This is a genomic window from Aeromicrobium sp. REDSEA-S32_B7 (assembly GCF_001626145.1).
GTDB classification, from domain to species: Bacteria; Actinomycetota; Actinomycetes; order Propionibacteriales; family Nocardioidaceae; genus Aeromicrobium; species Aeromicrobium erythreum.
This window is the reverse complement of record NZ_LUNF01000020.1, coordinates 1-21,532: the sequence shown is the minus strand read 5'-3', so window position 1 is coordinate 21,532 and position 21,532 is coordinate 1. Positions and strand designations below refer to the sequence as shown.

Below are 21,532 nucleotides of genomic sequence, written 5' to 3'. Positions count from 1 at the left end.
GCGGGAGGGGGACGACCTGGGTCGGGGCGTCGGTCGTCGCGGCTGTGTCGGGTCCGCAGCACTCCTTGCTCACGACTCCACCTCCGTAGCGGGTCCGCAGCACAGAGGTACGTCGCAGTGCTCATCGGTGCAGGGTTGGCCGTCATCGACGGCGAGCACGACCCGCAGCAGTTCCTGGATGGCGCGAGTCAGGTGCGCATCTGCGATCTCGTAGCGTGTTCTGCGGCCCTCCGGGGTAGCGACGACGAGTCCGCATCCTCGAAGGCAGGCGAGATGGTTCGATACGTTCGTTCGCGTCAACCCGAGGTCCTCGGCCAGGGTGGCTGGGAAGCCGGGGGCATCGAGCAACGCGATGAGGATGCGGGCTCGGTTGTCGTCGGTCATCGCGCGTCCCAGGCGGCTCATGGCCGCCAGGCGCGTCTGATAAGTCAGCACATGCTGACCATACAGTGACGACTGACATAACGGAACCGTGTCAGATGGGCGCCGTGTAGGACAGTGCCCAACCTTGAAGGGAGTTCACCAGCGACTGCCACAGCCCGGTCAGGAGCAGTACACCGACGATGATCATCATCGTTCCACCCAGGATCTGTATGAGCCGATGGTGACGCCGCACCCAGCCCACTGCGCGGAGCATGCGTTGGTAGGCGATCGCGGCCGCAATGAACGGGAGGCCCAGTCCAACGCAGTACATCGCGGTGAGGAACGCTCCGCGCCCGGCGTCGGCCTCGGAGGTCGACATCACCAGGACGGTCGCCAAGGTCGGCCCGAGGCACGGTGTCCAGCCCACCCCGAACATCGCACCCAGCAAGGGCGCACTGCCGACCCCCACTCGAGGCAGGTATCGCATGCGCCACTCTCGTTGGCCGAACCGCGCCAGGCCGATGAACCCAAGGCCCAGCATGATCGTCAGGAGTCCGAGGAAGATGTTGATGGCGCGCTGGTAGGCCAACAGGTGCATGCCGATGGCCCCGAAGAGCGCCCCATAGGAAACGAAGACGGCACTGAACCCGAAGACGAAAAGCGAAGCGCCCGTGGCGACCCGCGCTCGGTGATCGCGGAGATCGGCTCCGGTCAGCCCGCTGACGTAGGACAGGTAGCCCGGCAGTAGGGGCACGAGGCAAGGGGAGAAGAAGGACACGAGACCGGCGGCGACCGCGATCGCGGCGGCCAGGACCAGCGGCCCTTCGGCCACGATGGAAAGACTCGACTGCGTCACTGTCGACCCTCGGACTCGGCTCGCACGTCCTCGATGAGTGCGGTGAGGGTCGAGTAGGTCACCTTGTCGAGCACTCGGACCGCTACTCGTCCCTCTGTGTCGAGAATGTAGGTCGTGGGAACTGCAACCGCGGGGAGGGAATCGGCGAACGTGGTGAGCAAGGCGCCGGAGGAGTCACTGATGCTGGGATAGGGAACTTTCAAACGGCGAGTGAACGCCAGCGACGCCGTGGCCGACTCACGAACCGCGATACCGAGGAACTCCACCTCGCCATCGAGTTCACGCGCAATCTGACTCAGAGTCGGCGTCTCCTCCCGGCACGGCGGACACCAGGAACCCCAGACGTTGATCACGACGACCTTCCCGCGCCACTGCTCGACGTCCACGGGATCACCCTGGAGGTCCTCGCCGCGCAGGGCCAGGGCCTTTCCGCGCTCGGAAACTTCGAGGCGACTGATGCCGACCGGCGCACCCTCTCCTTCCGATCCGGGGCCCTGTGGCGGAGACGCCAGCCCGCACCCCGTGACGAGGCACGCGAATGCAAGCGCCGCGATGACCCTCGTGGTCCTCACCGGGGGACCCCTGTGCTCGTTCGCGCATCGAGCCCCTTGCGTGCCGTGCTGATCAAGGCTGGATGACGGCCCTTTCGTAGGTAACTGCGGGCCCGGTCGACCGCCGCTGCGTCCACGGTCTCCAGAAAGCCGCCGGTCGGCATCAGTGCCCCCGGACCCGCGTCGGGATGCTCCGCGACGTGTCGCCGTACTTCCGAGACAGTGGGTCTCACGAACCCGTTCGACTTCCCCAGACCGGCAGTGGCATTGAGTTCGGCTCGCGCGGTGCGGCGGAAGGCGGCGATGCGCGGGACTTCCTCCGCTCGGCGCGGCTCGACGCTGTCGGTGGCGGACAGCGCGGCGCTGAGGTGGAGCGTCGTCTCGCGGATGTAGGCCATATCGGCTTGACTGAAAAGTTCTGAGTAGGAACCGGCGCCAGAACAAGCGCCGACGCTGAGCAGAGCGAATGTGGACAGGACTGTGGAGCGAAGGTGCATCGGATGGTCGTTTCGATCGGAAGCGTGAGAGATGGTGCGGGCGCCCGGAGTGGGCGTCGCGGAGTCTCAGCAACGACGTACGACTAGCCGGTGCAGCGGTTCCGTGGCGAATCGGTTGGCGTCAGTGGTGAACAGCGGTCGAAGTCGCCAACGTCTTTGCACCACTTCCCGACCCCCGGGCCGGGGGCGCCGAATCAGCGAGAACAACATGCCTGCGCAGATCAGGAGAGGCCCGCATACGCCGACAGCATCACCAAGACTGTCACTGGCCGCCGTCATCGCTTGGTCTGACGGCTCAGACGGTGCCTCTGCGGTTTGGCTCGTCGCCGAACCCTCGAAGAGCCCGACGAAATCGCTGTGGTCCGTCGGCGAGGAGACCACTGCTAACACGATCAGGATGAAGGTGGCGACGGCGCTCGCGCGGACGCGGAACGCGGCCTTCGCATCCTTCATGCGCGTGACTCCTCGCGATCGACGAACTACTACACGACGTAGTATGACCGGTCGTGAACCAGCCGTCTACGGCGCGACGAACCGAACAGGCCACACCTCGGGCGGGAACTATTCACGGAGTCGGCGCGTCAGTCAGGGCATCGACCTCAATCAACCCAGCGGAAGAGACCATGAGCGAGACCCGCACTAGGCCCACGATCAAACCCGCACTCTTCATCTCGGCCCTCGTCGTGGCCCTCTTCGCGTCATTCGTCATCTACGACGCCACACGCGGCGACGACAAGCCCGATGGCCGATCGCAGTCGGTCGCCATCCAAAACGACACCCACGTTCTGGACCAAGGCCCCGATGGCAGCCCCACCCTCGTGGAGTTCCTGGACTTCGAATGCGAAGCCTGCGGCGCCTTCTACCCCCTCGTGGAGCAGATGCGCGAGCGCTACGACGGCGAGGTCACGTTCGCCGTGCGCTACTTCCCTCTCGACGGACACCGCAACTCCCGCAACGCCGCCTACGCCGTCGAGTCCGCGGCCCGTCAAGGCAAGATCGAGCAGATGTACTCGATGATGTTCCGCACCCAGAGCCAGTGGGGCGACCAGGATGTCGACCACGCCGACACCTTCCGCGGGTTCGCTCAGGACATCGGACTCAACATGAACCGCTACGACCGCGACGTCGCCAGCGACTCTGTCAAGCAGCGCGTCGAGCGCGACTACCAGGACGGTCTCTCCCTCGGAGTGACAGGAACCCCGTCCTTCTTCCTGGACAACGAGCGGCTCGAACCCCAGTCAGTAGAAGACTTCTACGGCAGCATCGACGATGCATTGGCTCAATGACTCACGTGTCCACGCGGGATTGCCAGGACGGGTGAGGTGATCGAGGGAGTACCAGGCTCTCTAGTGGCCGAGCCAGAGTCGCGGTCGGCTCACTAGTGCGCGCGCCCGCTGAAGTTGCGGCAACCCTCCCGCTTGACCATCGAGTGGCACTACTTCTCGGAGGCCCCGCGGGACCCGATCGCCCGCGCGAGCATCCGTTCCCCAGCACGTACCGAACGAGCGTCGCCCTCGTCGCACAGATCTGCGGCTGCGATCAGCGGGGGGACGCCCGCGCCTGCTCTCAGGTCCACGCCGGCGGGCAGACACCGTAACGCGACGTTCGGACGCGACGACCTAAGCAGGCCATGCCCTCGAACGAGGTCATCCAGGTCGCCGCTAGCGCACCACAAGAGGCGCGACCCACCGACTACTTCAAGGTCGGCAGCGACAAACTCATCGAGCACTGCCTCGTGAACGCGGTCATCGCTCAAGAGAACCGCAAGGTTCGCAGGGTGAATCCTGTAGCGCTTGAGAGAGTCCGCTCGGCGAGCAAGACGCGCCCGCCACACGTCTGTCGACGATTCATCGCGGAGTCGAACCCGAACGCGTGACCGTTCAGAACTCGACATCCACGGGCTGGTGGAGCCTGCTGCCTCTTGGGCGGCCGCCCAGGCCACCCGTGCCGAGAACGGCCGGTGCGTAGCGGGTCGAGGTCGCTCGACAAGCAGGGCCAGACTCTGCTCGTCAATGAGCCAGTCCCGTCCAAGGCGCATCGCTTCGAGATGTCCCGACCGGATGAGCGCGCGCACGCGAGCGGGCGTGACCGCTAGGCGCTGAGCGGCGTCCGCGGTCGTGTGCATACACTCATAATACGTTCAGTGACCGTGAGAGCCCTCCAGTGGCAGTGCTGATACGGGATCCGAGCGCCCGTATGCGAGTGGGCGTGGGCCGAAAGACCGGGGAGTCGCCCCCATTCGGCGCGTTCCCAAACCATGACCCGCAAGGATGTGCAGGATTGGGGCAGCCCGCTCGATTGGCCGGGTCAGACCGCGAGCGCGACACGCGGAGCCCGTCCATGAAACCTGCGGTGAGGAACCCATGACTGACCAGCCGAGTAAGCGGCCACTTCTCCCTGCCTTCCCAGCCCTCACTGTCGCGCTGACTGACTTGCAACTGGATCTACGGAACTCGCGCTTCAGTCGTGACGCCCACGACCAGGCCGATGCCCTGGAACTCATGCTCACGATCGCGGGCGAGCAGTGCATGGAACTGCTCCGCGACATCTCTCGGGCGGGACGACTGAACAGTGCCGACCCGCTCATCGTGTTGCAAGACGACAGCGGATTCGTCGTGCTCGAAGGGAACCGACGCACGACGGTGCTGAAGTTGTGGACCGACCCCGGTTCCGTACGCGACTCGACGCTGGCCAGGCGGTTCCGAAGTCGAGTCGAACGGCTCGCTCAAGAGAGCAACTTCAGTCCGCCTACTCATGTCCAGGTAGTCGTGGCGCCCTCGGAGGAGGAAGCCGAACCATGGATCGACCTGAAGCATTCAAGCGGCAACGGAGGCGTCGGCACCGTGCCATGGGGAGCCGCCATGAAGGATCGCAGGCTCGCTCGGTCGGATCCATCGAAGACCACACGCGCCGCTGCCTTCGTCGGGTTGGTCTCAGATCAACTCGGGCACGTGCCGGACCTCCAGGCAGATCTCGAAGTGGTTCGAGATAAGCGCTACACGATGATCAAGCGCTTCGTTGACCGTTCGATCGTGCGGGAACTGTTGGGTCTTGAGTTCGCCGACGGAAGGATGACGTTTCTGCATGGCGCCGAAGCCACGGCCCCAATCCTGCGGCGGGTGATCAGCGACTTCGCGCAGGACAAGGCGCCTTCCGGCAAGACTTGGGCGCGCGAACTCGACACCGTGAGTGACTTCGAGGCCTATCTCTACACCTACCGGCATCTTCTCCCGGTCCCGCCGACGAGCCAAGGAGAGCCCGAACAGGACGGTGGTCAGCCTGCGCCAGACCCCGCCCCCGACGGAGTCGATGGCCCCGCCGACGGCGAAGCCACCTCATCGTCAGGACCAGGTCGACCCGGTCGACCTGGCGTTGGCGGCCCGGCAGAGTCTCAGAGCGAGGACGACGAAGGGCGGCGCCCGCGTCCGACCCCTGCGGACGATCGGATCTTCCGCGGACTAAACCTTGACCAGTTCCCGCCGCGTGTTCAAGAGATCACGCGTCAAGTGTCGCTGTTGGACGTGTCGAGTCGCTATGAGGTCGTCGCTATCACTCTCCGCGTGGTCCTCGAACTGACGACCCACCATTTCCTGAAGAAGACCGGAGTCGTGGAACCTCCGAGGTATCTCGACAAGTTGCTTCGCCAGGCGATCAAGACGTTGGAACCACAGGCTGCCAGCGAACTGCGGGAAGCAGAGGTCACGTCGGAACTGAGCAAGGCTTACCACGCAACGACCAACAACGAGATCCGACTCCTGCAGTACGCGCTGCACGATCAGAGTGCCAGCCGGACCGCAAGTGAAAGCATCGCCATCGCCCGCCGATACCAACCTCTGCTGGTGGCCATGAACGACTGGTTGAGGGAGGATGATGCTTGATGAGGTACCTCTCGGCGCTCCGATACCCCGGAGGGAAAGCGCGTCTCGCGCCCTACCTCCGGCGACTCGTAGAGGTGCAGGAGCCTCGCCCGCGGCAGTACGCCGAACCCTTCGCTGGCGGAGGGGGCGCAGCCCTGCGGCTCCTGAAGGATGATGTAGTCGACATCATCCATCTCAACGACCTGAACCCTGGCATCGCCGCGTTCTGGCGTGCTTCGTTGGACCAGCCAGAAGCCTTCTGCCGGATGATCGAGACCATCGACGTCAGCGTCAGTCAGTGGCGCGAGCAGCGTGCGATCTACGAGAACCCGGCCGGGCGCGACGACCTCGCACTTGGCTTCGCCACCTTCTTCCTCAACCGCACCAACCGCTCTGGCATCCTCGACGCTCGTCCCATCGGCGGCTTCGACCAGAGCGGAACCTGGAAAATCGATGCCCGGTTCAACCGCGCGGGCTTGGTCCAGCGCATCAACGCGGTCGCGGACATGCGCCACCGCATCTACGTCACCGAACTCGAAGGCATCGAGTTCCTGCGCAGGTTCTCCGAGTCCGCCCAGGACGTATTCGTGTATGCCGACCCGCCATACCTTGTTCAGGGCGAAGGTCTGTACCTGCACGCCTTCGACGCCGACGACCACGTCGCCCTCGCAAACCTGCTTACTGAAGCGAACTTCCCGTGGCTTCTCACCTACGACGACGACCCTCGCATCACGGAGCGTCTCTACGGGGACGGTCGATGCGCCACGTTCGACATCGCGCACACGGCGCACAAGCAGCACATCGGCAAGGAGGCCGTGATTTTCTCTCCGGACCTCACGATCCCTGACATGGCCATCACTCGAACGACGGACGCGGCATGGGTGGCGTCGCGGGAAGACAATTCAGCGCCCCCGCGGTCTGCGATTGGTGCTGGCCGCCGAGCGTAGGTCCAGGCATCGGCGTCCGCTACTCGCCCGCCCGATCATCCGTCTCATCGCCGTAGGCGCGGGCAGCAGCATCCCAGGGGCCGGACTCCCAGGCTCTAAGCAAAATCGGGTTCGGGTTGACCGGTCGATCGCGGAAGGCCGCGCTGAGGGAGAACGTGGACCGGCGATCATCTGGTTCTGCCTCGATTGTCTCTAGGACCGCACTTCCTGGGCTTGTCGCTGCAAGCGCCACCCAGGTCTCGACCTCGCCTGCGGACGCGATGCTGATGGGTAGATCCGGACGAGTCCGATCGAGCACTGGTGCGTGGAAGCCGCTGTTCAGAAGATGGAAGTCCTCCATGGTGACGACCAAGCCGACCCGAGGACGGTCTGTGGGAATCTCATCGAAGAGGGGATCGCCCGCTTCGATCAGCGCGTCGTCACGCTCAAGTTGACGGATCGCCTTACCGATGCGGCTGCGCACGGTTTCCGCCCACTCAGGCTTCCCCGCGCGCACCACCTCTGTCGGGCGGGTCGACTTCACTTCGACGAGCACCACTACTTCGGGCAGGACCACAACGAAGTCGATCGGCTCTGTGCCGTCTGTGCCCTGCCCCCAGCGGAACACCTGCGCATCGGGGATGAGGCTCAACTGATCGCCGATATACGGCTCGAACAGGTAGCCCAGGTCTCGGGAGAAGGCTGTCCCGTGCCTTTCCACGCCTGCGTGGTAGATCCCCAGCGGGCTCAGGCGCCATACGAGCAGGTGGGCGCTCGGAATGATCCACTGGTCGGTGAGGCCTGAGATGACAGGACGGCTCACGAGCGGGTTGTGCTCGTACCGACGCCACGGCGACGAGACGACCGGACCGTTGGACTTCTTGAACTCGTCGGCAGAGATCACGTAGTTGTCGATCATCGCTTGGCGCACGCTGTCGCGATCGGCGAACTCCCACAGTCGATCGAAAGCCGGAGAGTCGAGCCAGGTTGGGTCGAACACGCCCCCGTTGGGTGCGACGGAGATATGTAGAAGTTGGCCTGCCGCCACAAATGTCTGGAGGTCGCATCCGAAGAGGTCCGCGTCCCAACCAGGTTGGATGACCTCTGTGTCGCGGGCAGCGGTGGTGTGAGACAGAAGGGCGACCGACCGGCTCATCTCCTGGTGGAGCGGCAGTTGGAACGGGAACTGCTCGGCGGCCAGACGCAGGAATAGTCCTGGTATGTCGTCGGCGTCACCCACGAATTGTGGGTCGTCGAGCGCGTTGAACGCGTTCGTGCACTCGATGACGGAACGTTCATCGGCCACGTTGCGGAATTCGTTCCCCGCAGCGAGGCTGACCCGCGAAATCTCGGCCAGCGACCAGGGAGTTCCGAACCCGGTCCGGCCGGGCTGACTCCACTGTTCTGGATCGAGCCGCGCCGACCCGACCCGAGCGAGCAGCGGAACCAAGGTAGATGGTGTGTATCGCCTCACGATCGAGACGAAGTCTGCGTCCTCCATAGCAACCGCCTGGGGTAGCGAGAGCCGAGCGAAGAACCCTCTGACAACGACTTCGAGCCTACCTCGGCTCAGGTGGAGGGGAAGAGATCCGCGACGCTGATATCGAGGGCCTGGGCGAGCATCGGGAGATGACTCGCGCCGAGGTCCTGTTGGCCACGTTCAAGCCTCGACAGCGTGGAGTGGTGCACTCCAACGGCCTCGGCGACTGACGCCAGGCTCAGGCCAAGTTCAGTGCGACGCGCGGCAACGCGGTGGCCCAGTTCCGCGAGCGTCGCCTGGCCGCCTTCGGACCTGCCCGAGGGTTGGGTACCGGGCATCGTCTCACTCCTTGATCGGGCAGGTTTGGGAGTTCAAACCCTCCCGCAACTTGTGCGGGCCTACTTCGATCTGAGTCTGGCGTTGCAGTGCAATCAATTACCGCAGGGAGTGGGTCGAAATAGGTGGACCCCTCTGGTACCCCCTACGGGATTCGAACCCGCGCTACCGCCTTGAAAGGGCGGCGTCCTGGGCCGCTAGACGAAGGGGGCGCGGCGGACCCAGCATACGGGTGGCGGGCCCCGTCGGCCTGCACGCCCGGGTCCCCACCGGCCCTCGGGCAGGATGGGGGCGTGGTGGAGATGAGCGAGGACCGGTTCGCCGAGCTGGTCGAGGCCGCGTTCGCGCAGGTGCCGCAGGAGCTGACCGCGCTGCTCGACAACGTCGTGCTGTTCGTCGAGGACGACGCGCCGGCCGACGACCCCGACCTGCTCGGTCTCTACGACGGGGTGGCCCTCACCGAGCGCGACACCGCCTACGGCGGCGTCCTGCCCGACCGCATCATGATCTTCCGCCGACCGACCCTGGCGATCTGCGAGACGGAGGCCGAGGTCGTCGAGGAGGTCGGCATCACCGTGGTGCACGAGATCGCCCACCACTTCGGCATCGACGACGAGCGCCTGCACGAGCTCGGCTATGCGTAGCGAGGTGCGCCGTGCAGGCGAGCGGTACGTGACCGAGGGCGACGGCGTCCGGACCCTGCACTCGTTCTCCTACGGCGTCCACTACGACCCCGCCAACACGGGCTTCGGCGCCGTCGTGGCGGTCAACGAGGAGGTCGTCGCCCCGGGTCGCGGGTACGCCGAGCACCGCCACAGCGACGTCGAGATCGTCACCTGGGTGCTCGACGGCGAGCTCGCCCACCGCGACACGACCGGGACCCACGGCACCGTGAGACCCGGCACGGCCCAGCGCCTGAGCGCGGGCGACGGCGCGCGGCACGAGGAGCTGAACGCCTCCGGCGTCGAGCCGCTGCGGTTCGTGCAGACGATGCTGCGCTCGCGGCACGCGTCGGCGCCGGAGTACGCGTCGCGCGACGTGCCGACGGGGCCTGGCCTGCACCCCGGAGTCACGCTGCACGCCGACGCGGAGCTGCTCGTCGCCCGCCCGAGCGTCGACGCGCCCGTGACCGTCCCCGCCTCGCCCGCGCTCCTCGTGCACGTGACGCGTGGCGCGGTCGAGGTGTCGGGCGAGCTGCTCGGTCCCGGCGACGCGCTCCGGGCCGACGAGGTCGAGGGCGACGTCGTGCTGGCGGGTGATGGCGAGGCGCTCGTGTGGCGGCTCGGCGCTGCGACCTGACGCCTGTGGCGTGAGAGCTGGGCCGTGAGAGCTGGGCCGTGAGAGGTGGGCCACAGTAGTTGACGTTTGCAACCTCCGGGTGGCGTCTGGAAAAAGGTCGCACTTAGGCTGAGGTCATGGCTGACGTCATGAAGGGGTGGACCGAGCACCAGCGCGCCGTCGACCGGCTGCTCGCCTCCTACGCGGCGATCCCGGCCGGATCGCCGGTACGACTGGCGAAGCGGACGAGCAACCTGTTCCGGCCGCGTGCCGCGACCGACGCGCCGGGGCTCGACGTCAGCGGGCTCGACGGCGTCGTCGCCCTCGACGTCGACGCGCGCACGGCGGACGTGCAGGGGATGTGCACCTACGAGGACCTCGTCGACGCGACCCTGCCGCACGGGCTCATCCCGTACGTCGTGCCGCAGCTGCGCACGATCACGCTCGGCGGCGCCGTCACCGGTCTCGGCATCGAGTCGACGTCGTTCCGCAACGGGCTGCCGCACGAGTCGGTGCTGGAGATGGACGTGCTCACCGGGTCCGGCGAGGTGGTCACCTGCCGCCCCGGCGACGACCTCTTCGACGCCTTCCCGAACTCCTACGGCAGCCTCGGCTACGCCACCCGCCTGCGCATCCGCCTCGAGGCCGTCCCGCCCTACGTCGCGCTGCGCCACGTCCGCTTCGACGATGCCAAGCAGGCGGCCCAGGCCCTCGCCGACGTGACCGAGACCCAGCAGTGGCACGGCGAGCCGGTGCACGGTCTCGACGCCACCGCGTTCACGCCCACCGAGGTGTACGTGACGCTCGCGCGGTTCACCGACGAGCCGGGCCCGACGTCGGACTACGCGGGCCAGGACATCTACTACCGCTCGCTGCAGCGTCGCGAGACCGACCGGCTGACCATGTACGACTACCTGTGGCGCTGGGACACCGACTGGTTCTGGTGCTCGGCCGCGTTCGGTGCCCAGCAGCCCCTCGTGCGTCGGCTCTGGCCGCGACGCTGGCGTCGCTCCGACGTCTACCACCGCCTGGTCTCCCTCGACACCCGCGTCGGGCTGAGCAGGCTGCTCGACCGGGTCAAGAAGGTCCCCGGTCGCGAGCGCGTCATCCAGGACGTCGAGGTCCCCGTCGACGCCGTCCCGGCCTTCCTCGAGTGGTTCGACGCCGAGGTGGGCATGCGGCCGGTGTGGCTGTGCCCGCTGCGCACCACCCGGGCCTGGGCCGGCTACCCGCTCGCGCCCGGCGAGACCTACGTGAACCTCGGCTTCTGGGGCACGGTCGTCGTGCCGGCCGGGACGCCCGAGGGTGCCGTGAACCGACGCATCGAGGAGCACGTGCACACCCTCGGCGGCCACAAGTCCCTCTACTCCGAGGCCTTCTACGACGAGGACACCTTCGCCCGGCTCTACGGCACCGCCGCGCTCGACGCGGTGCGCGCCGTCCACGACCCCGAGGGGCGCCTCAGCTCCCTGTACGAGAAAGCGGTGAGGAACTCATGAGCAGCATCCGCGAGAGCGAGACGTTGACGATCGCCGAGGCCGTGTCGCGCCTGATGCGCGACGGCATGCCGTTCCGGCTCGAGGCGTACGACGGCAGCAGCGCCGGGCCGGTGGACGCGCCCTTCACGGCGCGACTGGTCAACGAGCGCGGCCTGGCCTACCTGATGACCGCCCCCGGCGACCTCGGCTTCGCCCGGGCGTTCGTCTCCGGCGACCTCGAGCTCGACGGCGTCTCGCTCGCCGACCCCTACGAGATGATGGCGCTCGTGCAGAGCCGCCTGCGCCTGCGCGTGCCCGGCCCGGCCGAGCTGCTGCAGATCGTGCGCAGCCTCGGCCTCTCGAACCTGAAGCCGCCGCCCCCGCCGCCGGAGGAGCACCAGCCCCGCTGGCGTCGCATGGTCGAGGGACTGCGTCACAGCAAGGCCCGTGACGCCGAGGCGATCCACCACCACTACGACGTCTCCAACCGCTTCTACGAGGTCGTCCTCGGCCCGTCGATGGCCTACACCTGCGCCGTCTTCCCCGACGAGGACGCCACCCTCGAGCAGGCGCAGTTCGAGAAGTTCGACCTCGTGTGCCGCAAGCTCGGGCTCAAGCCCGGCGACCGGCTGCTCGACGTCGGCTGCGGCTGGGGCGGCATGGTCCGCCACGCCGCCCAGCACTACGGCGTGCAGGCGCTCGGTGTGACGCTGAGCCGTCAGCAGGCGGAGTGGGCGCAGCAGGCGATCAAGGACGAGGGCCTCGACCACCTCGCCGAGGTCCGCTTCGGCGACTACCGCGACGTCGAGGAGGAGGGCTTCGACGCCGTCTCCTCGATCGGCCTGCTCGAGCACATCGGCGTCCGCAACTACCCCGACTACTTCACGTTCCTGCAAGGCAAGCTGCGCGTCGGCGGTCGGATGCTCAACCACTGCATCACGCGTCGCGACGGGTCGCTGTCGACCAAGGCGGGGGCCTTCATCGACCGCTACGTCTTCCCCGACGGCGAGCTGGCGCCCGTCGGCACCATCGTGACCGCCATGCACGACCACGGGCTCGAGGTCCGCCACGTGGAGGACCTGCGCGAGCACTACGCGCTCACGCTGCGCGACTGGTGCCGCAACCTCGAGCAGGGCTGGGACGACGCGCTGGGTGAGGTCAGCCTCGGCGTCGCCAAGGTCTGGGGCCTGTACATGGCCGGCTCGCGGCTCGCGTTCGAGCGCAACGAGATCGGCCTGCACCAGGTGCTCGGCGTCAAGGTCGGCGACGACGGAGACGCGCAGATGCCGCTGCGTCCGACCTGGGGCAGCTGAGGCTCAGGCGAGGTCGACCACGACGGGGGCGTGGTCGCTCGCGCCCTTGCCCTTGCGCTCCTCGCGGTCGATGAACGCCCCGTCGACGCGGGCCGCGAGGGCGGGGGAGGCGAGCACGAAGTCGATGCGCAGACCGCGCTTCTTCGGGAACGCCAGCTGCTGGTAGTCCCAGTACGTGTACGTGCCGGGCCCGGGGGCGTAGGGGCGGACGACGTCGCTGAAGCCGGTGTCGACCACGGCACGGAACGCGGCACGCTCGGGCTCGGACACGTGGGTCTTGCCCTCGAAGACCGCCATGTCCCACACGTCGTCGTCCTGCGGGGCGATGTTCCAGTCGCCGGTGAGCGCGATCTGCGCGTCGGGGTCGGCCGCGAGCCACCCCTCGGCGTCGGCACGGAGTCGGGCCAGCCACTCGAGCTTGTAGGCGTAGTGCTCGTGCTCGAGGTCGCGGCCGTTCGGCACGTACAGGCTCCACACGCGCACGCCGCCGCACGTCGCGCCGACCGCGCGGGGTTCGAGCACCGGCGGGTCGCCGAACGTCGGCTGGTCGGCGAACGACGTCGTGACGTCGTCGAGCCCGACCCGCGACAGCAGGGCCACCCCGTTCCACTGGTTGAGGCCGACGTGGACGTACTCGTAGCCCATCGACGACAGCTCGAGCGCCGGGAACTGGTCCTCGCGGCACTTCGTCTCCTGGATGGCGAGCACGTCGACGTCGTGCCGTTCCAGGAAGGCCGTCACCCGGTCGACGCGGCTACGGATCGAGTTCACGTTCCAGGTCGCGATACGCACCCCCCGAACCTACCTCCCCGCGTCTTGGACACTTCCGGGGCACTCCACCGGCTCGGGGACACCCGGAAGTGTCCGAAACGGGGGGACTACGCGTCGTCGAGGTCGTTGCGCTCGAGGCGGGAGGTGTCGGCGATGCCGGTGCGGAAGGCGGCGCGCGCGACCATGTGGGCCGACACCGGCGCCGTGACGAGCTGGAACAGCGCGACGAGGGCGATGATCGTCAGGGCACCGGGGTCGCGGACGCGCAGCGCCAGGCCCGCGAGCACCAGAAGGAGACCGAGCGTCTGCGGCTTCGTGGCCGCGTGCATGCGGGTCAGCACGTCCGGGAACCGCACCAGGCCGATCGCGGCCACCAGCGCCAGCGCGCTGCCCAGCAGCAGCAGCGCCCCCGACGCGACGTCGACGAGCAGGTCGGTCGTCATGCGTCCTCTTGGGGGGCGTCGATGTCGCGGGCGGCGAAGCGGGCGATGCTCACCGAGCCCAGGAACCCGACCAGGGCCAGCGCGAGCAGCACGGGCGCCGTGTCGACGTGGCCGGCGATCGCCGCCTCGACGCCGACCGCGGACAGGCAGGCCGCGACGAAGACGTCGGCCGCGACCGTGCGGTCGAGCATCGTCGGCCCGCGGACGATCCGGACCAGGCAGAGGACGCCCGTGACGGCGAGCATCGACGCGCACGCGACGGCGACGGGGATCATCGGGACACCTCCTGCGCGTGGCGACGGTACGCGTCGCGCTCGTCCTTCGGCGCCATCGCCTCGACGACGCGTCGCTCCTGCTCGTGGACGCTCGCGACCGCCCGGTCCAGGTGCTCGGGGGAGCGGGCGTCGAGCACGTGCAGGTACAGCGCGGGCTGCTCGGGGTCGAGCTCGACCAGCAGCGACCCGGGCACCAGCGACACCAGCTCGGCCGTCACCGTGACCAGCAGCTCGTTGCGCGTCTCCAGCGGCACCCGCACGACGGCGCTCGGCGGCGGCGCGGCCGGGCGCACGGCCAGCCACGACACCTGCACCGACGCGCGCACGAGGTCGACGACGAAGCGCAGCAGCATCGTCAGGGTCGGCCAGGGGCGCAGCGTCCAGCGCCACGGGGCCTGCGGGAACGGGAACAGCATCAGCACGAGCACCGACGTGAGCACGCCGCCCACGACCAACGTCGGCGTGATCGCGCCCCACAGCAGCAGCCAGATCGCGGTCAGACCGACGACGATCCGCCAGCGCGGCATCATCGGTCGCCGCCCAGGACGGCCTGCACGTACGGCGTGCGCTGCAGCAGCTCGTCGGCCGCGGCGTCGGTGACGCGGAACAGCGGACCGGCGAAGACGGTGAGCGCGACCGAGGCGACCACGAGGCCGAGGGTCGGCAGACCCATGCCGAGCGGCAGCCGCTGCTCCTCGGCGACGCGGGCCCACGACGACGTCTGCTGCGTGCGGGTGGACACGTCGCCACCGCCGTGCAGGGCGCCGTGCGACCAGACGTCGGAGCCGTCGTCGACCACCGACTGCGCGAGGTCGTCGTCGACCGGCTGCCAGAAGGCGCGGTTCCAGACCTTCGCGACGGCGTACAGCGTCAGGAGGCTCACCGCGACGCTGGCCACGACGGCCGTGACGGCCAGCCAGTCGCCAGCCTCGATGCCCGCCCGGCCGAGCGCGACCTTGCCGAGGAAGCCGGAGAACGGCGGGATGCCGGCCAGGTTCATCGCCGGCACGAAGAAGGCGACGGCGAGGATCGGCGCCGACCGGGCCAGACCACCGAGCCGGTCGAGGTTCGTCGTGCCCGTGCGGTACTCCACGAGCCCGGCCAGCAGGAACAGCGCCGTCTGCACGGTGATGTGGTGCGCGATGTAGTAGACCGCGCCCGACAGCGCGAGCTCCGACCCCAGGGCCACCCCGAGCAGCATGTAGCCGATGTGGCTCACCAGGGTGAAGGACAGGATGCGCTTGATGTCGGTCTGTGCGACCGCGCCGAGGATGCCGACGACCATCGTGAGGATCGCCATGGTGAGCAGCAGCGGGCGGAGGGAGTCGTCGGGGAACAGCAACGTCTGGGTACGGACGATCGCGTACACGCCGACCTTGGTGAGCAGGCCGGCGAAGACGGCGGTGACCGGTGCCGGCGCGGTCGGGTAGGAGTCGGGCAGCCAGGCCGACAACGGGAACACGGCCGCCTTGATGCAGAACACGGTGAGCAGCAGGAGCTGCAGCAGGTGCGCGACCGCGGGGTCGAGGTCGCCGAGCCTCTGCGACAGCTGCGCGAAGTTCACGGTGCCGACGGCGGCGTAGATGCAGGCGATCGCGATGAGGAAGATGATCGACGACAGCAGGCTGACCACGATGTAGACCGTGCCGGCGCGGATCCGCGCCTCCGTGCCGCCGAGCGTGATGAGCACGTAGCTGGCCGCGAGCAGCACCTCGAACCCGACGAACAGGTTGAACAGGTCGGCCGACAGGAACGCGTTGGACACCCCGGCGCTCAGCACGAGGTACGTCGGGTGGAACACCGACAGCGGCGTGTCGCGGCCGTACTCGACGATGCCCTGCCCGAAGGAGTAGAGCAGCACGGCGAGGGTCACCACGGACGAGACGAGCAGCATCAGCGCTGACAGTCGGTCGGCGACGAGGGTGATGCCGATCTCGGGTCCCCAGCCGGCGACGGTCAGGGCCTGCGGGCCCTGCGTGTCGGCCCGGTACAGCAGCACCGACGCGGTGGCGACCACGGCCGTCAGGACGGCGACGCTGACGATGCGCTGGGCGCGCGCGGACCGGCCGAGCACGAGGCACAGCCCCGCGCCGAGCAGCGGGAGGAGCACGGGCAGGACGACGAGCTGGGTCATGCGTCGGCACCTTCCTCGTCGGGGACGTCGGTCTCGGGCTCGTCGAAGGAGCTCGACGTCTCGTCGGCCTCGGCGCGCCGGCGGATGAGGTCGTCCTCGACGTCGTCCTTCACGTCGTCGTTGCCCGAGAGCTGCCACGACCGGTAGGCCAGGGCCAGCCCGAACGCGCTCACGCCGAGGGTGATGACGATCGCCGTGAGGGCCATGGCCTGGGGGAGCGGGTCGGTGATGCCGCCGCGGCCGACGATGGGCGGTGCGCCGCTGGGGCCCGACGCCACGAGGAACAGCAGGTTGACGCCGTTGCCGACCATGACGAAGCCGACCAGGATCCGGCTGAGGCTGCGCTCGAGCATGAGCGTGGTGCCGCAGCCGACGAGGACGACGATGGCGAGCACCAGGGCGAGGTCGACGGTCATGCGGGCGCCCCTCCCCGGGAGGGAGTGCTGGTGCACTCCTCGGACAGGCCGGAGTCGGTGTGCCCCTGCTCGCCGTGGCGGTCGATCCCGCCGCCCAGGCTGCGCAGGACGTCGAGCGCCAGGCCGACGACCACGAGGTAGACGCCGACGTCGAACGCGACCGACGTGACCACGTGCACGTCGCCGAGCAGCGGCACCGGGATGTCGAACACGCCGCTCTGGAAGGTGTTGGCGCCGACGAGCACCGGCACGATCCCCGACAGCGCCGCGACGGCCAGGCCCGACCCCAGCACCACGCCGGCGTCGACGGGCGCCGCGGCGTCGAGCTCGCGCCGACCGCCGGCGAGGTAGCGCACCGCGAGCGCGAGGCCCGCGACCAGCCCGCCGGCGAAGCCGCCGCCGGGCGTGTAGTGGCCCGTGAACATCAGGTAGACCGAGAAGATCATCAGCACCGGGAACACGGCGCGGGCCACCACCTCGAACACGACGGAGCGGCGCACGTCCTCCAGGGCCACGGCGCCGGGCAGCCAGCCCTGGCGCTCGTCGCTCGGTCCGGGCCGGGCGCGACGCGTCTCGCGGTGGGACTGCGCGCGGTCGGTGATGAGGAAGATGAGGCTCGCGATGCCGGTGGCGGCCACGACGAGCACGGCCAGCTCGCCGAAGGTGTCCCACACGCGGATGTCGACGAGGGTGATGTTGACGATGTTCTCGCCGCCCCCGAACTCGTAGGCCGGCCCCTCGAAGGCACGACCGATGGGCGACGCCGTCCGGGCGTTGGCGGCGACGACCGCGTAGGCGCCGACGGCGATCCCCGCGGTCGCGCCGATCGCGATGCGCACGCGTCGGGTGACGGTGAAGGGACGGTCGGAGAAGAACGGGGTGAAGCGACGCAGCACGAGCACGAACGTCACGAGCGCGAAGGTCTCGACGAGCACCTGGGTGAGCGCGAGGTCAGGGGCGCCGTGCAGCACGAACAGCAGGGCGGTGCCGTAGCCGGTCACGCCGAGCAGGAGCACGGCTCGCAGCCGGCGGCGCGAGCGCACGGTCAGGAGGGCGGCGGCGCACACGAGCGCCACGGTCGCGACCCGCAGGGCGTCGTCGGGGCCGAAGGTGCTGCCGTCGCCGACGGAGACGTCGGGCGTGCCCCACGCTCGCACGGCGGCCGTGCCGGGGACGACCACGAGCACCACGAGCACGATGCCCAGGTAGAAGGGGAGCGAGCCGCGCTGCGTGAAGCCGGTGACCTCGATGCTCGCGCGGTCGACCCCCCGCACGATCCAGTGGTAGCTGCGCTCGGCGTCGGGCAGGTGCAGCCGCTCGACGAGGGTCGTCTGCAGACGCGCGACGGGTCGGCGCAGCAGCCAGAGGGCGAGACCGCCGACCACCACCACGACCGACAGCCAGAGGGCGGGGGTGAACCCGTGCCAGAGGGTCAGGACGGGCGCGTGCGCGCCCTCGGCGAACACGTCGCTGTAGGACTCGAGGCGCGGGGTGAGCACACCGCCCGCGAAGCCTGCCACCAGGCCGAGGACGGACAGGACGACCGGCGAGGCCTGGAACATCGCCCCGGGTCCTTGGTGGTGAACCCGAGGAGCGGGGGCAGGCCCGCCATCGACGCGGCCGCCAGCACGGTGGCCACGAAGAGGACGGGCAGGGAGCGGGCGAGGCCCGTGAGCTCGCGCAGGTCGCGCGTGCCGACACTGCGGTCGACCACGCCCACCACGAGGAAGAGGGTCGACTTGAACAGCGCGTGGCCGAGGACGAGCGACAGGCCGGCGAACGCCGCCGCGCGGGTCCCGGCCCCGGCGACGGCCACCAGGAAGCCGAGCTGGCTCACCGTGCCGTAGGCGAGCAGCAGCTTGATGTCGTGCTGGCGGAGGGCGCGCAGGCCGCCGATGATCATCGTGACGATGCCGAGCGTCAGCAGCACGGGGCGCCAGCCCGGGGTGTCGGCGAACGCGGGCGCCATGAGCAGCACGAGGAACACGCCGGCCTTCACCATGGCCGCGGCGTGCAGGTAGGCGCTGACGGGGGTGGGTGCCGCCATGGCACCCGGGAGCCAGAAGTGGAACGGGGCCAGGGCCGACTTGCTGAGCGCGCCGACGAGGAGCAGCGCGACCGCGGCGGTGACGGCCGGGCCGGACGGCGGGTCGGCGACGACCTCGCTCAGGCGAGGGGTGCCGGTCTGCGCGTGCAGCACGAACAGGCCGACGAGCATCGAGAGCCCGCCGAACGTCGTGACGAGAAGGGCGTTCATCGCGGCGCGACGGTTCGCACGGCGTTCGGGGTTGTGGCCGATGAGCAGGTACGACAGGACGGTCGTCAGCTCCCAGAACACGAACAGGACGTACATGTTGTCCGACAGGACGAGCCCGAGCATCGCCCCCGCGAACGCCGTCAGGACACCGGAGAAGCGCCAGATCTCGGGGTCGCCCTGGCGAAAGTACCAGCCGCAGTACAGGAGGACCAGCGCGCCGACGCCGGTGACGACCAGCGACATGATCGCGGTGAGCGGGTCGAGCACGAGATCGACGTCGACACCCAGGCTGGGGATCCACGACCACCGCTCGACGACCGGCGCACCACCGTCGGTGACGTCGAGCGTGCGGGGGAGCAGCCAGAGGAACGAGGCGGCCGGGACGAGGGCCAGCACGACGAACGCGCGGCGGTCGAGCAGCCGGGTGAGGGCGGGGGCCCCCGCTGCGGCGACGAGGTGCAGCGCGAGAAGCCCGATCATTGCCGCCATCCTATCGGGCGGCTCCGTGCGACGGCACGTCGTACCGTGGGCGCATGAGCGAGCGTCAGCGAGTGAACAACGAGACCGTCATGCTGCGCGTCTCGTACCCTGTGCTGTTCTCGACCAGGCGCGGAGCATGATCGACTGGCGCGTCGCGCGGAGCACGGCGACGACCCTCACCCGGCCCGGCCCCGACCTCTCGGCCGCGGAGGCCGACGACGTGGTCGCCGAGCTACGCGAGGCGGCGGCGCGGTCGGAGGGTCCGGTGCGTGACTTCTCCGACCTGCACGCCCCCGACACGGTGCAGGCGCAGGCGCCGGTCCTCGTCGTCGACCGTCCCCGCTGGATCGAGGCCAACCTGGCCACGTTCGAGGTGCTGATGGACCCGGTCGTGGCCCGGCTCGAGCAGGGTCGCTCGGGCGGTGCGGGCCCGGTCGGCGGGCTGACGCGCGCCGTCGGGAGCCGGGTCAGCGGGGCGGAGGTGGGCGGCCTCGTCGCGCTCCTCTCGGGCAAGGTGCTGGGCCAGTTCGACCCGTTCTGGACCGGACCGCGCGGCGAGGGCGGACGTCTCCTGCTCGTGGCGCCCAACATCGTCCAGGTCGAGCGCAGCCTCGACGTCGACCCGCACGACTTCCGGCTGTGGGTCTGCCTGCACGAGGAGACGCACCGGGTGCAGTTCACCGCCGTGCCGTGGATGCGCGACCACCTCCGCACGCTGATCGACGAGCTGACGGAGGCCACCGACCTCGACTCCGAGGCGCTGCAGCGCTTTCTCACCGACGGGCTCCCGGAGCTGGTCAAGGTCGTGCGCGGCACCTCGGAGGCCTCGCTGGCCGAGGTGTTCCAGAACGAGCGGCAGAAGGCCGTGGTCGACCGGATCACGGGTGTCATGTCGCTGCTCGAGGGCCACGCCGACGTCGTCATGGACGGGGTCGGCCCCGACGTCATCCCGACGGTCGCCACCATCCGTCGCCGGTTCGACTCGCGGCGCAAGGGCGGCAACGGCGTCGACCGGCTCCTGCGCCGGCTCCTCGGCCTGGAGGGCAAGATGCGTCAGTACCGCGACGGTGCGGTGTTCGTGCGCCGGGTGACCGACCAGGTGGGCCTCGCCGGGTTCAACGCGGTGTGGGAGAGGCCCGAGAACCTGCCCGACCGCGCCGAGATCACCGACCCGGGCGCCTGGGTCCGGCGCGTCCACGGCTGACGGGCTCGTCGGGTGAGGCTGCTCGACGCCGAGGCCCGTGGTCGCGCGGGGGTCCGGGCCGGCCTCGCCGACCTCGACGCCGCCGTGCCGGTCGTGCTCGGGGTCTCCGGTGGTGCCGACTCGTTGGCGCTCGCCGCGTGCGCGGCCTTCGTGGCCGACCGCGACCGTCGCCCCGTCCGTGGCGTCGTGGTCGACCATGGCCTGCAGGACGCGTCGGCCGAGGTCGCCGACCGGGCCGCCGACCAGGTCCGCGGGCTCGGGCTGCCGGCCGAGGTGGTCCGGGTGGTCGTCGGGTCCGACGGGGGACCGGAGGGTGCCGCGCGCTCGGCGCGACGCGCAGCCCTCCTGGACGCTGCGGGTCCTGAGGGGGTCGTGCTCCTCGCCCACACGCTCGACGACCAGGCCGAGACGGTCCTGCTCGGGCTCGGCCGGGGGTCGGGCCCTCGCTCGCTGGCGGGCATGGCAGCCGTCGACGGGCCGTGGCGTCGCCCCTTCCTCGGCCTGCGCCGCGCCGACACCGAGGCCGTCTGCACCGCGCACGACCTGCGCTGGTGGGACGACCCGCACAACCGCGACCCCTCGCTCCGGAGGGTCCGGGTGCGTCACGAGGTGCTGCC

The 21,532-nt window shown here is 69.2% G+C and carries 25 protein-coding genes, 1 tRNA gene and 1 pseudogene; 10 read left to right on the top strand and 17 right to left on the bottom strand.

The genetic code is table 11. From position 1 onward, the window contains the following. Positions 1-69: 69 nt before the first annotated feature. The 5 genes from A6Q79_RS00985 to A6Q79_RS00965 form a co-directional block, all read right to left on the bottom strand. The gene (locus A6Q79_RS00985; RefSeq protein ID WP_286689959.1) at positions 70-435 is read right to left on the bottom strand and encodes a helix-turn-helix transcriptional regulator; all 366 of its coding nucleotides are present in this window, start codon (positions 433-435) and stop codon (positions 70-72) included. Between the two features lie 40 nt (positions 436-475). Then, entirely contained in the window at positions 476-1,219 is a 744-nt protein-coding gene (locus A6Q79_RS00980) for a cytochrome c biogenesis CcdA family protein (RefSeq protein WP_286689960.1), read from the bottom strand. Continuing rightward, entirely contained in the window at positions 1,216-1,791 is a 576-nt protein-coding gene (locus A6Q79_RS00975; protein WP_286689961.1) for a TlpA disulfide reductase family protein, read from the bottom strand. The genes A6Q79_RS00980 and A6Q79_RS00975 overlap by 4 nt, the downstream gene beginning before the upstream one ends. Then, positions 1,788-2,267 carry a hypothetical protein gene (locus A6Q79_RS00970; protein WP_286689962.1) on the bottom strand — a complete coding sequence of 160 codons (480 nt, stop codon included), beginning with the start codon at positions 2,265-2,267 and terminating at the stop codon, positions 1,788-1,790. The genes A6Q79_RS00975 and A6Q79_RS00970 overlap by 4 nt, the downstream gene beginning before the upstream one ends. A gap of 66 nt (positions 2,268-2,333) precedes the next feature. Beyond that, positions 2,334-2,720: a hypothetical protein gene (locus A6Q79_RS00965; protein WP_286689963.1), complete on the bottom strand. Its 387-nt coding sequence runs from the start codon at positions 2,718-2,720 to the stop codon at positions 2,334-2,336. Between the two features lie 170 nt (positions 2,721-2,890). On the opposite strand from A6Q79_RS00965, the gene A6Q79_RS00960 reads away from it, so the two are divergent. Continuing rightward, a complete protein-coding gene (locus tag A6Q79_RS00960; protein WP_286689964.1) occupies positions 2,891-3,553 on the top strand; it encodes a thioredoxin domain-containing protein in 663 nt (220 codons plus the stop codon). Positions 3,554-3,897: 344 nt separating this feature from the next. Continuing rightward, on the top strand, positions 3,898-4,143 hold the full coding sequence (locus tag A6Q79_RS00955; protein WP_286689965.1) for a hypothetical protein: 246 nt from the start codon (positions 3,898-3,900) through the stop codon (positions 4,141-4,143). 114 nt (positions 4,144-4,257) lie between these two features. Here A6Q79_RS00955 and A6Q79_RS18515 read toward each other — a convergent pair. Beyond that, positions 4,258-4,392, bottom strand: a pseudogene (locus A6Q79_RS18515) (helix-turn-helix domain-containing protein); the annotation flags it as partial. A gap of 238 nt (positions 4,393-4,630) precedes the next feature. Between A6Q79_RS18515 and A6Q79_RS00950 the strand changes: the two are divergent. Then, positions 4,631-6,145: a hypothetical protein gene (locus A6Q79_RS00950; protein ID WP_286689966.1), complete on the top strand. Its 1,515-nt coding sequence runs from the start codon at positions 4,631-4,633 to the stop codon at positions 6,143-6,145. Further along, a complete protein-coding gene (locus A6Q79_RS00945; protein WP_286689967.1) occupies positions 6,145-7,071 on the top strand; it encodes a DNA adenine methylase in 927 nt (308 codons plus the stop codon). The genes A6Q79_RS00950 and A6Q79_RS00945 overlap by 1 nt, the downstream gene beginning before the upstream one ends. A 19-nt stretch (positions 7,072-7,090) precedes the next feature. On the opposite strand, the gene A6Q79_RS00940 is transcribed toward A6Q79_RS00945, so the two are convergent. The 3 genes from A6Q79_RS00940 to A6Q79_RS00930 all read right to left on the bottom strand — a co-directional run bounded on the left by A6Q79_RS00940 (position 7,091) and on the right by A6Q79_RS00930 (position 9,078). Next, positions 7,091-8,551 carry a hypothetical protein gene (locus tag A6Q79_RS00940; RefSeq protein ID WP_286689968.1) on the bottom strand — a complete coding sequence of 487 codons (1,461 nt, stop codon included), beginning with the start codon at positions 8,549-8,551 and terminating at the stop codon, positions 7,091-7,093. Between the two features lie 68 nt (positions 8,552-8,619). Continuing rightward, positions 8,620-8,868 (bottom strand): helix-turn-helix domain-containing protein, encoded by a 249-nt coding sequence (locus A6Q79_RS00935; RefSeq protein ID WP_286689969.1) that lies wholly within the window; start codon positions 8,866-8,868, stop codon positions 8,620-8,622. A gap of 134 nt (positions 8,869-9,002) precedes the next feature. Next, positions 9,003-9,078: transfer RNA gene (locus A6Q79_RS00930), tRNA-Glu, on the bottom strand. An 81-nt stretch (positions 9,079-9,159) separates the two neighbouring features. Here A6Q79_RS00930 and A6Q79_RS00925 point away from each other — a divergent pair. The 4 genes from A6Q79_RS00925 to A6Q79_RS00910 all read left to right on the top strand — a co-directional run bounded on the left by A6Q79_RS00925 (position 9,160) and on the right by A6Q79_RS00910 (position 12,935). Then, positions 9,160-9,510 carry a metallopeptidase family protein gene (locus A6Q79_RS00925; protein WP_253023295.1) on the top strand — a complete coding sequence of 117 codons (351 nt, stop codon included), beginning with the start codon at positions 9,160-9,162 and terminating at the stop codon, positions 9,508-9,510. A gap of 4 nt (positions 9,511-9,514) precedes the next feature. Continuing rightward, positions 9,515-10,165, top strand: a complete 651-nt coding sequence (locus A6Q79_RS00920) for a pirin family protein (protein ID WP_286689970.1) — start codon at positions 9,515-9,517, stop codon at positions 10,163-10,165. Positions 10,166-10,281: 116 nt separating this feature from the next. After that, positions 10,282-11,643, top strand: a complete 1,362-nt coding sequence (locus A6Q79_RS00915) for an FAD-binding oxidoreductase (protein WP_286689971.1) — start codon at positions 10,282-10,284, stop codon at positions 11,641-11,643. Continuing rightward, a complete protein-coding gene (locus tag A6Q79_RS00910) occupies positions 11,640-12,935 on the top strand; it encodes a class I SAM-dependent methyltransferase (RefSeq protein WP_286689972.1) in 1,296 nt (431 codons plus the stop codon). Before A6Q79_RS00915 ends, A6Q79_RS00910 begins: the two co-directional genes overlap by 4 nt. Positions 12,936-12,938: 3 nt before the next feature. Here A6Q79_RS00910 and A6Q79_RS00905 read toward each other — a convergent pair whose 3' ends face one another. From A6Q79_RS00905 to A6Q79_RS00870, 8 genes are all read right to left on the bottom strand, one after another. Further along, entirely contained in the window at positions 12,939-13,727 is a 789-nt protein-coding gene (locus A6Q79_RS00905) for an exodeoxyribonuclease III (RefSeq protein ID WP_286689973.1), read from the bottom strand. 86 nt (positions 13,728-13,813) lie between these two features. Then, positions 13,814-14,149, bottom strand: coding sequence for a monovalent cation/H(+) antiporter subunit G (gene mnhG, locus A6Q79_RS00900; RefSeq protein ID WP_286689974.1), 336 nt, complete (start codon positions 14,147-14,149; stop codon positions 13,814-13,816). After that, complete coding sequence (locus tag A6Q79_RS00895) at positions 14,146-14,424, bottom strand: monovalent cation/H+ antiporter complex subunit F (protein WP_286689975.1); 279 nt, start codon at positions 14,422-14,424, stop codon at positions 14,146-14,148. Before A6Q79_RS00895 ends, mnhG begins: the two co-directional genes overlap by 4 nt. Continuing rightward, positions 14,421-14,954 (bottom strand): Na+/H+ antiporter subunit E, encoded by a 534-nt coding sequence (locus A6Q79_RS00890; RefSeq protein ID WP_286689976.1) that lies wholly within the window; start codon positions 14,952-14,954, stop codon positions 14,421-14,423. The genes A6Q79_RS00895 and A6Q79_RS00890 overlap by 4 nt, the downstream gene beginning before the upstream one ends. Continuing rightward, positions 14,951-16,558, bottom strand: a complete 1,608-nt coding sequence (locus A6Q79_RS00885; RefSeq protein ID WP_286689977.1) for a Na+/H+ antiporter subunit D — start codon at positions 16,556-16,558, stop codon at positions 14,951-14,953. The genes A6Q79_RS00890 and A6Q79_RS00885 overlap by 4 nt, the downstream gene beginning before the upstream one ends. Next, entirely contained in the window at positions 16,555-16,974 is a 420-nt protein-coding gene (locus tag A6Q79_RS00880) for a Na(+)/H(+) antiporter subunit C (protein ID WP_067854384.1), read from the bottom strand. The genes A6Q79_RS00885 and A6Q79_RS00880 overlap by 4 nt, the downstream gene beginning before the upstream one ends. After that, complete coding sequence (gene mbhE / locus A6Q79_RS00875; RefSeq protein WP_317695545.1) at positions 16,971-18,041, bottom strand: hydrogen gas-evolving membrane-bound hydrogenase subunit E; 1,071 nt, start codon at positions 18,039-18,041, stop codon at positions 16,971-16,973. Before mbhE ends, A6Q79_RS00880 begins: the two co-directional genes overlap by 4 nt. A 365-nt stretch (positions 18,042-18,406) precedes the next feature. Continuing rightward, the gene (locus tag A6Q79_RS00870) at positions 18,407-19,711 is read right to left on the bottom strand and encodes a proton-conducting transporter membrane subunit (RefSeq protein ID WP_317695454.1); all 1,305 of its coding nucleotides are present in this window, start codon (positions 19,709-19,711) and stop codon (positions 18,407-18,409) included. A 136-nt stretch (positions 19,712-19,847) separates the two neighbouring features. Between A6Q79_RS00870 and A6Q79_RS00865 the strand changes: the two genes are divergently transcribed. Both A6Q79_RS00865 and tilS read left to right on the top strand, forming a co-directional pair. After that, a complete protein-coding gene (locus A6Q79_RS00865; protein WP_286689979.1) occupies positions 19,848-20,915 on the top strand; it encodes a zinc-dependent metalloprotease in 1,068 nt (355 codons plus the stop codon). Between the two features lie 12 nt (positions 20,916-20,927). Continuing rightward, on the top strand, positions 20,928-21,532 hold a 605-nt coding region (tilS, locus tag A6Q79_RS00860), incomplete at its 3' end, for a tRNA lysidine(34) synthetase TilS (protein WP_317695447.1).

What these genes read in the sequence shown, in the direction of transcription:
- A6Q79_RS00970 (WP_286689962.1), bottom strand. Translation starts at nt 2,267, where the DNA reads ATGCACCTTCGCTCCACAGTCCTGTCCACATTCGCTCTGCTCAGCGTC.
- A6Q79_RS00965 (WP_286689963.1), bottom strand. Translation starts at nt 2,720, where the DNA reads ATGAAGGATGCGAAGGCCGCGTTCCGCGTCCGCGCGAGCGCCGTCGCC.
- A6Q79_RS00960 (WP_286689964.1), top strand. Translation starts at nt 2,891, where the DNA reads ATGAGCGAGACCCGCACTAGGCCCACGATCAAACCCGCACTCTTCATC.
- A6Q79_RS00955 (WP_286689965.1), top strand. Translation starts at nt 3,898, where the DNA reads ATGCCCTCGAACGAGGTCATCCAGGTCGCCGCTAGCGCACCACAAGAG.
- A6Q79_RS00950 (WP_286689966.1), top strand. Translation starts at nt 4,631, where the DNA reads ATGACTGACCAGCCGAGTAAGCGGCCACTTCTCCCTGCCTTCCCAGCC.
- A6Q79_RS00945 (WP_286689967.1), top strand. Translation starts at nt 6,145, where the DNA reads ATGAGGTACCTCTCGGCGCTCCGATACCCCGGAGGGAAAGCGCGTCTC.
- A6Q79_RS00940 (WP_286689968.1), bottom strand. Translation starts at nt 8,551, where the DNA reads ATGGAGGACGCAGACTTCGTCTCGATCGTGAGGCGATACACACCATCT.
- A6Q79_RS00935 (WP_286689969.1), bottom strand. Translation starts at nt 8,868, where the DNA reads ATGCCCGGTACCCAACCCTCGGGCAGGTCCGAAGGCGGCCAGGCGACG.
- A6Q79_RS00915 (WP_286689971.1), top strand. Translation starts at nt 10,282, where the DNA reads ATGGCTGACGTCATGAAGGGGTGGACCGAGCACCAGCGCGCCGTCGAC.
- A6Q79_RS00910 (WP_286689972.1), top strand. Translation starts at nt 11,640, where the DNA reads ATGAGCAGCATCCGCGAGAGCGAGACGTTGACGATCGCCGAGGCCGTG.
- mnhG (WP_286689974.1), bottom strand. Translation starts at nt 14,149, where the DNA reads ATGACGACCGACCTGCTCGTCGACGTCGCGTCGGGGGCGCTGCTGCTG.
- A6Q79_RS00895 (WP_286689975.1), bottom strand. Translation starts at nt 14,424, where the DNA reads ATGATCCCCGTCGCCGTCGCGTGCGCGTCGATGCTCGCCGTCACGGGC.
- A6Q79_RS00890 (WP_286689976.1), bottom strand. Translation starts at nt 14,954, where the DNA reads ATGATGCCGCGCTGGCGGATCGTCGTCGGTCTGACCGCGATCTGGCTG.
- A6Q79_RS00885 (WP_286689977.1), bottom strand. Translation starts at nt 16,558, where the DNA reads ATGACCCAGCTCGTCGTCCTGCCCGTGCTCCTCCCGCTGCTCGGCGCG.
- A6Q79_RS00880 (WP_067854384.1), bottom strand. Translation starts at nt 16,974, where the DNA reads ATGACCGTCGACCTCGCCCTGGTGCTCGCCATCGTCGTCCTCGTCGGC.
- A6Q79_RS00870 (WP_317695454.1), bottom strand. Translation starts at nt 19,711, where the DNA reads ATGATCGGGCTTCTCGCGCTGCACCTCGTCGCCGCAGCGGGGGCCCCC.
- A6Q79_RS00865 (WP_286689979.1), top strand. Translation starts at nt 19,848, where the DNA reads ATGATCGACTGGCGCGTCGCGCGGAGCACGGCGACGACCCTCACCCGG.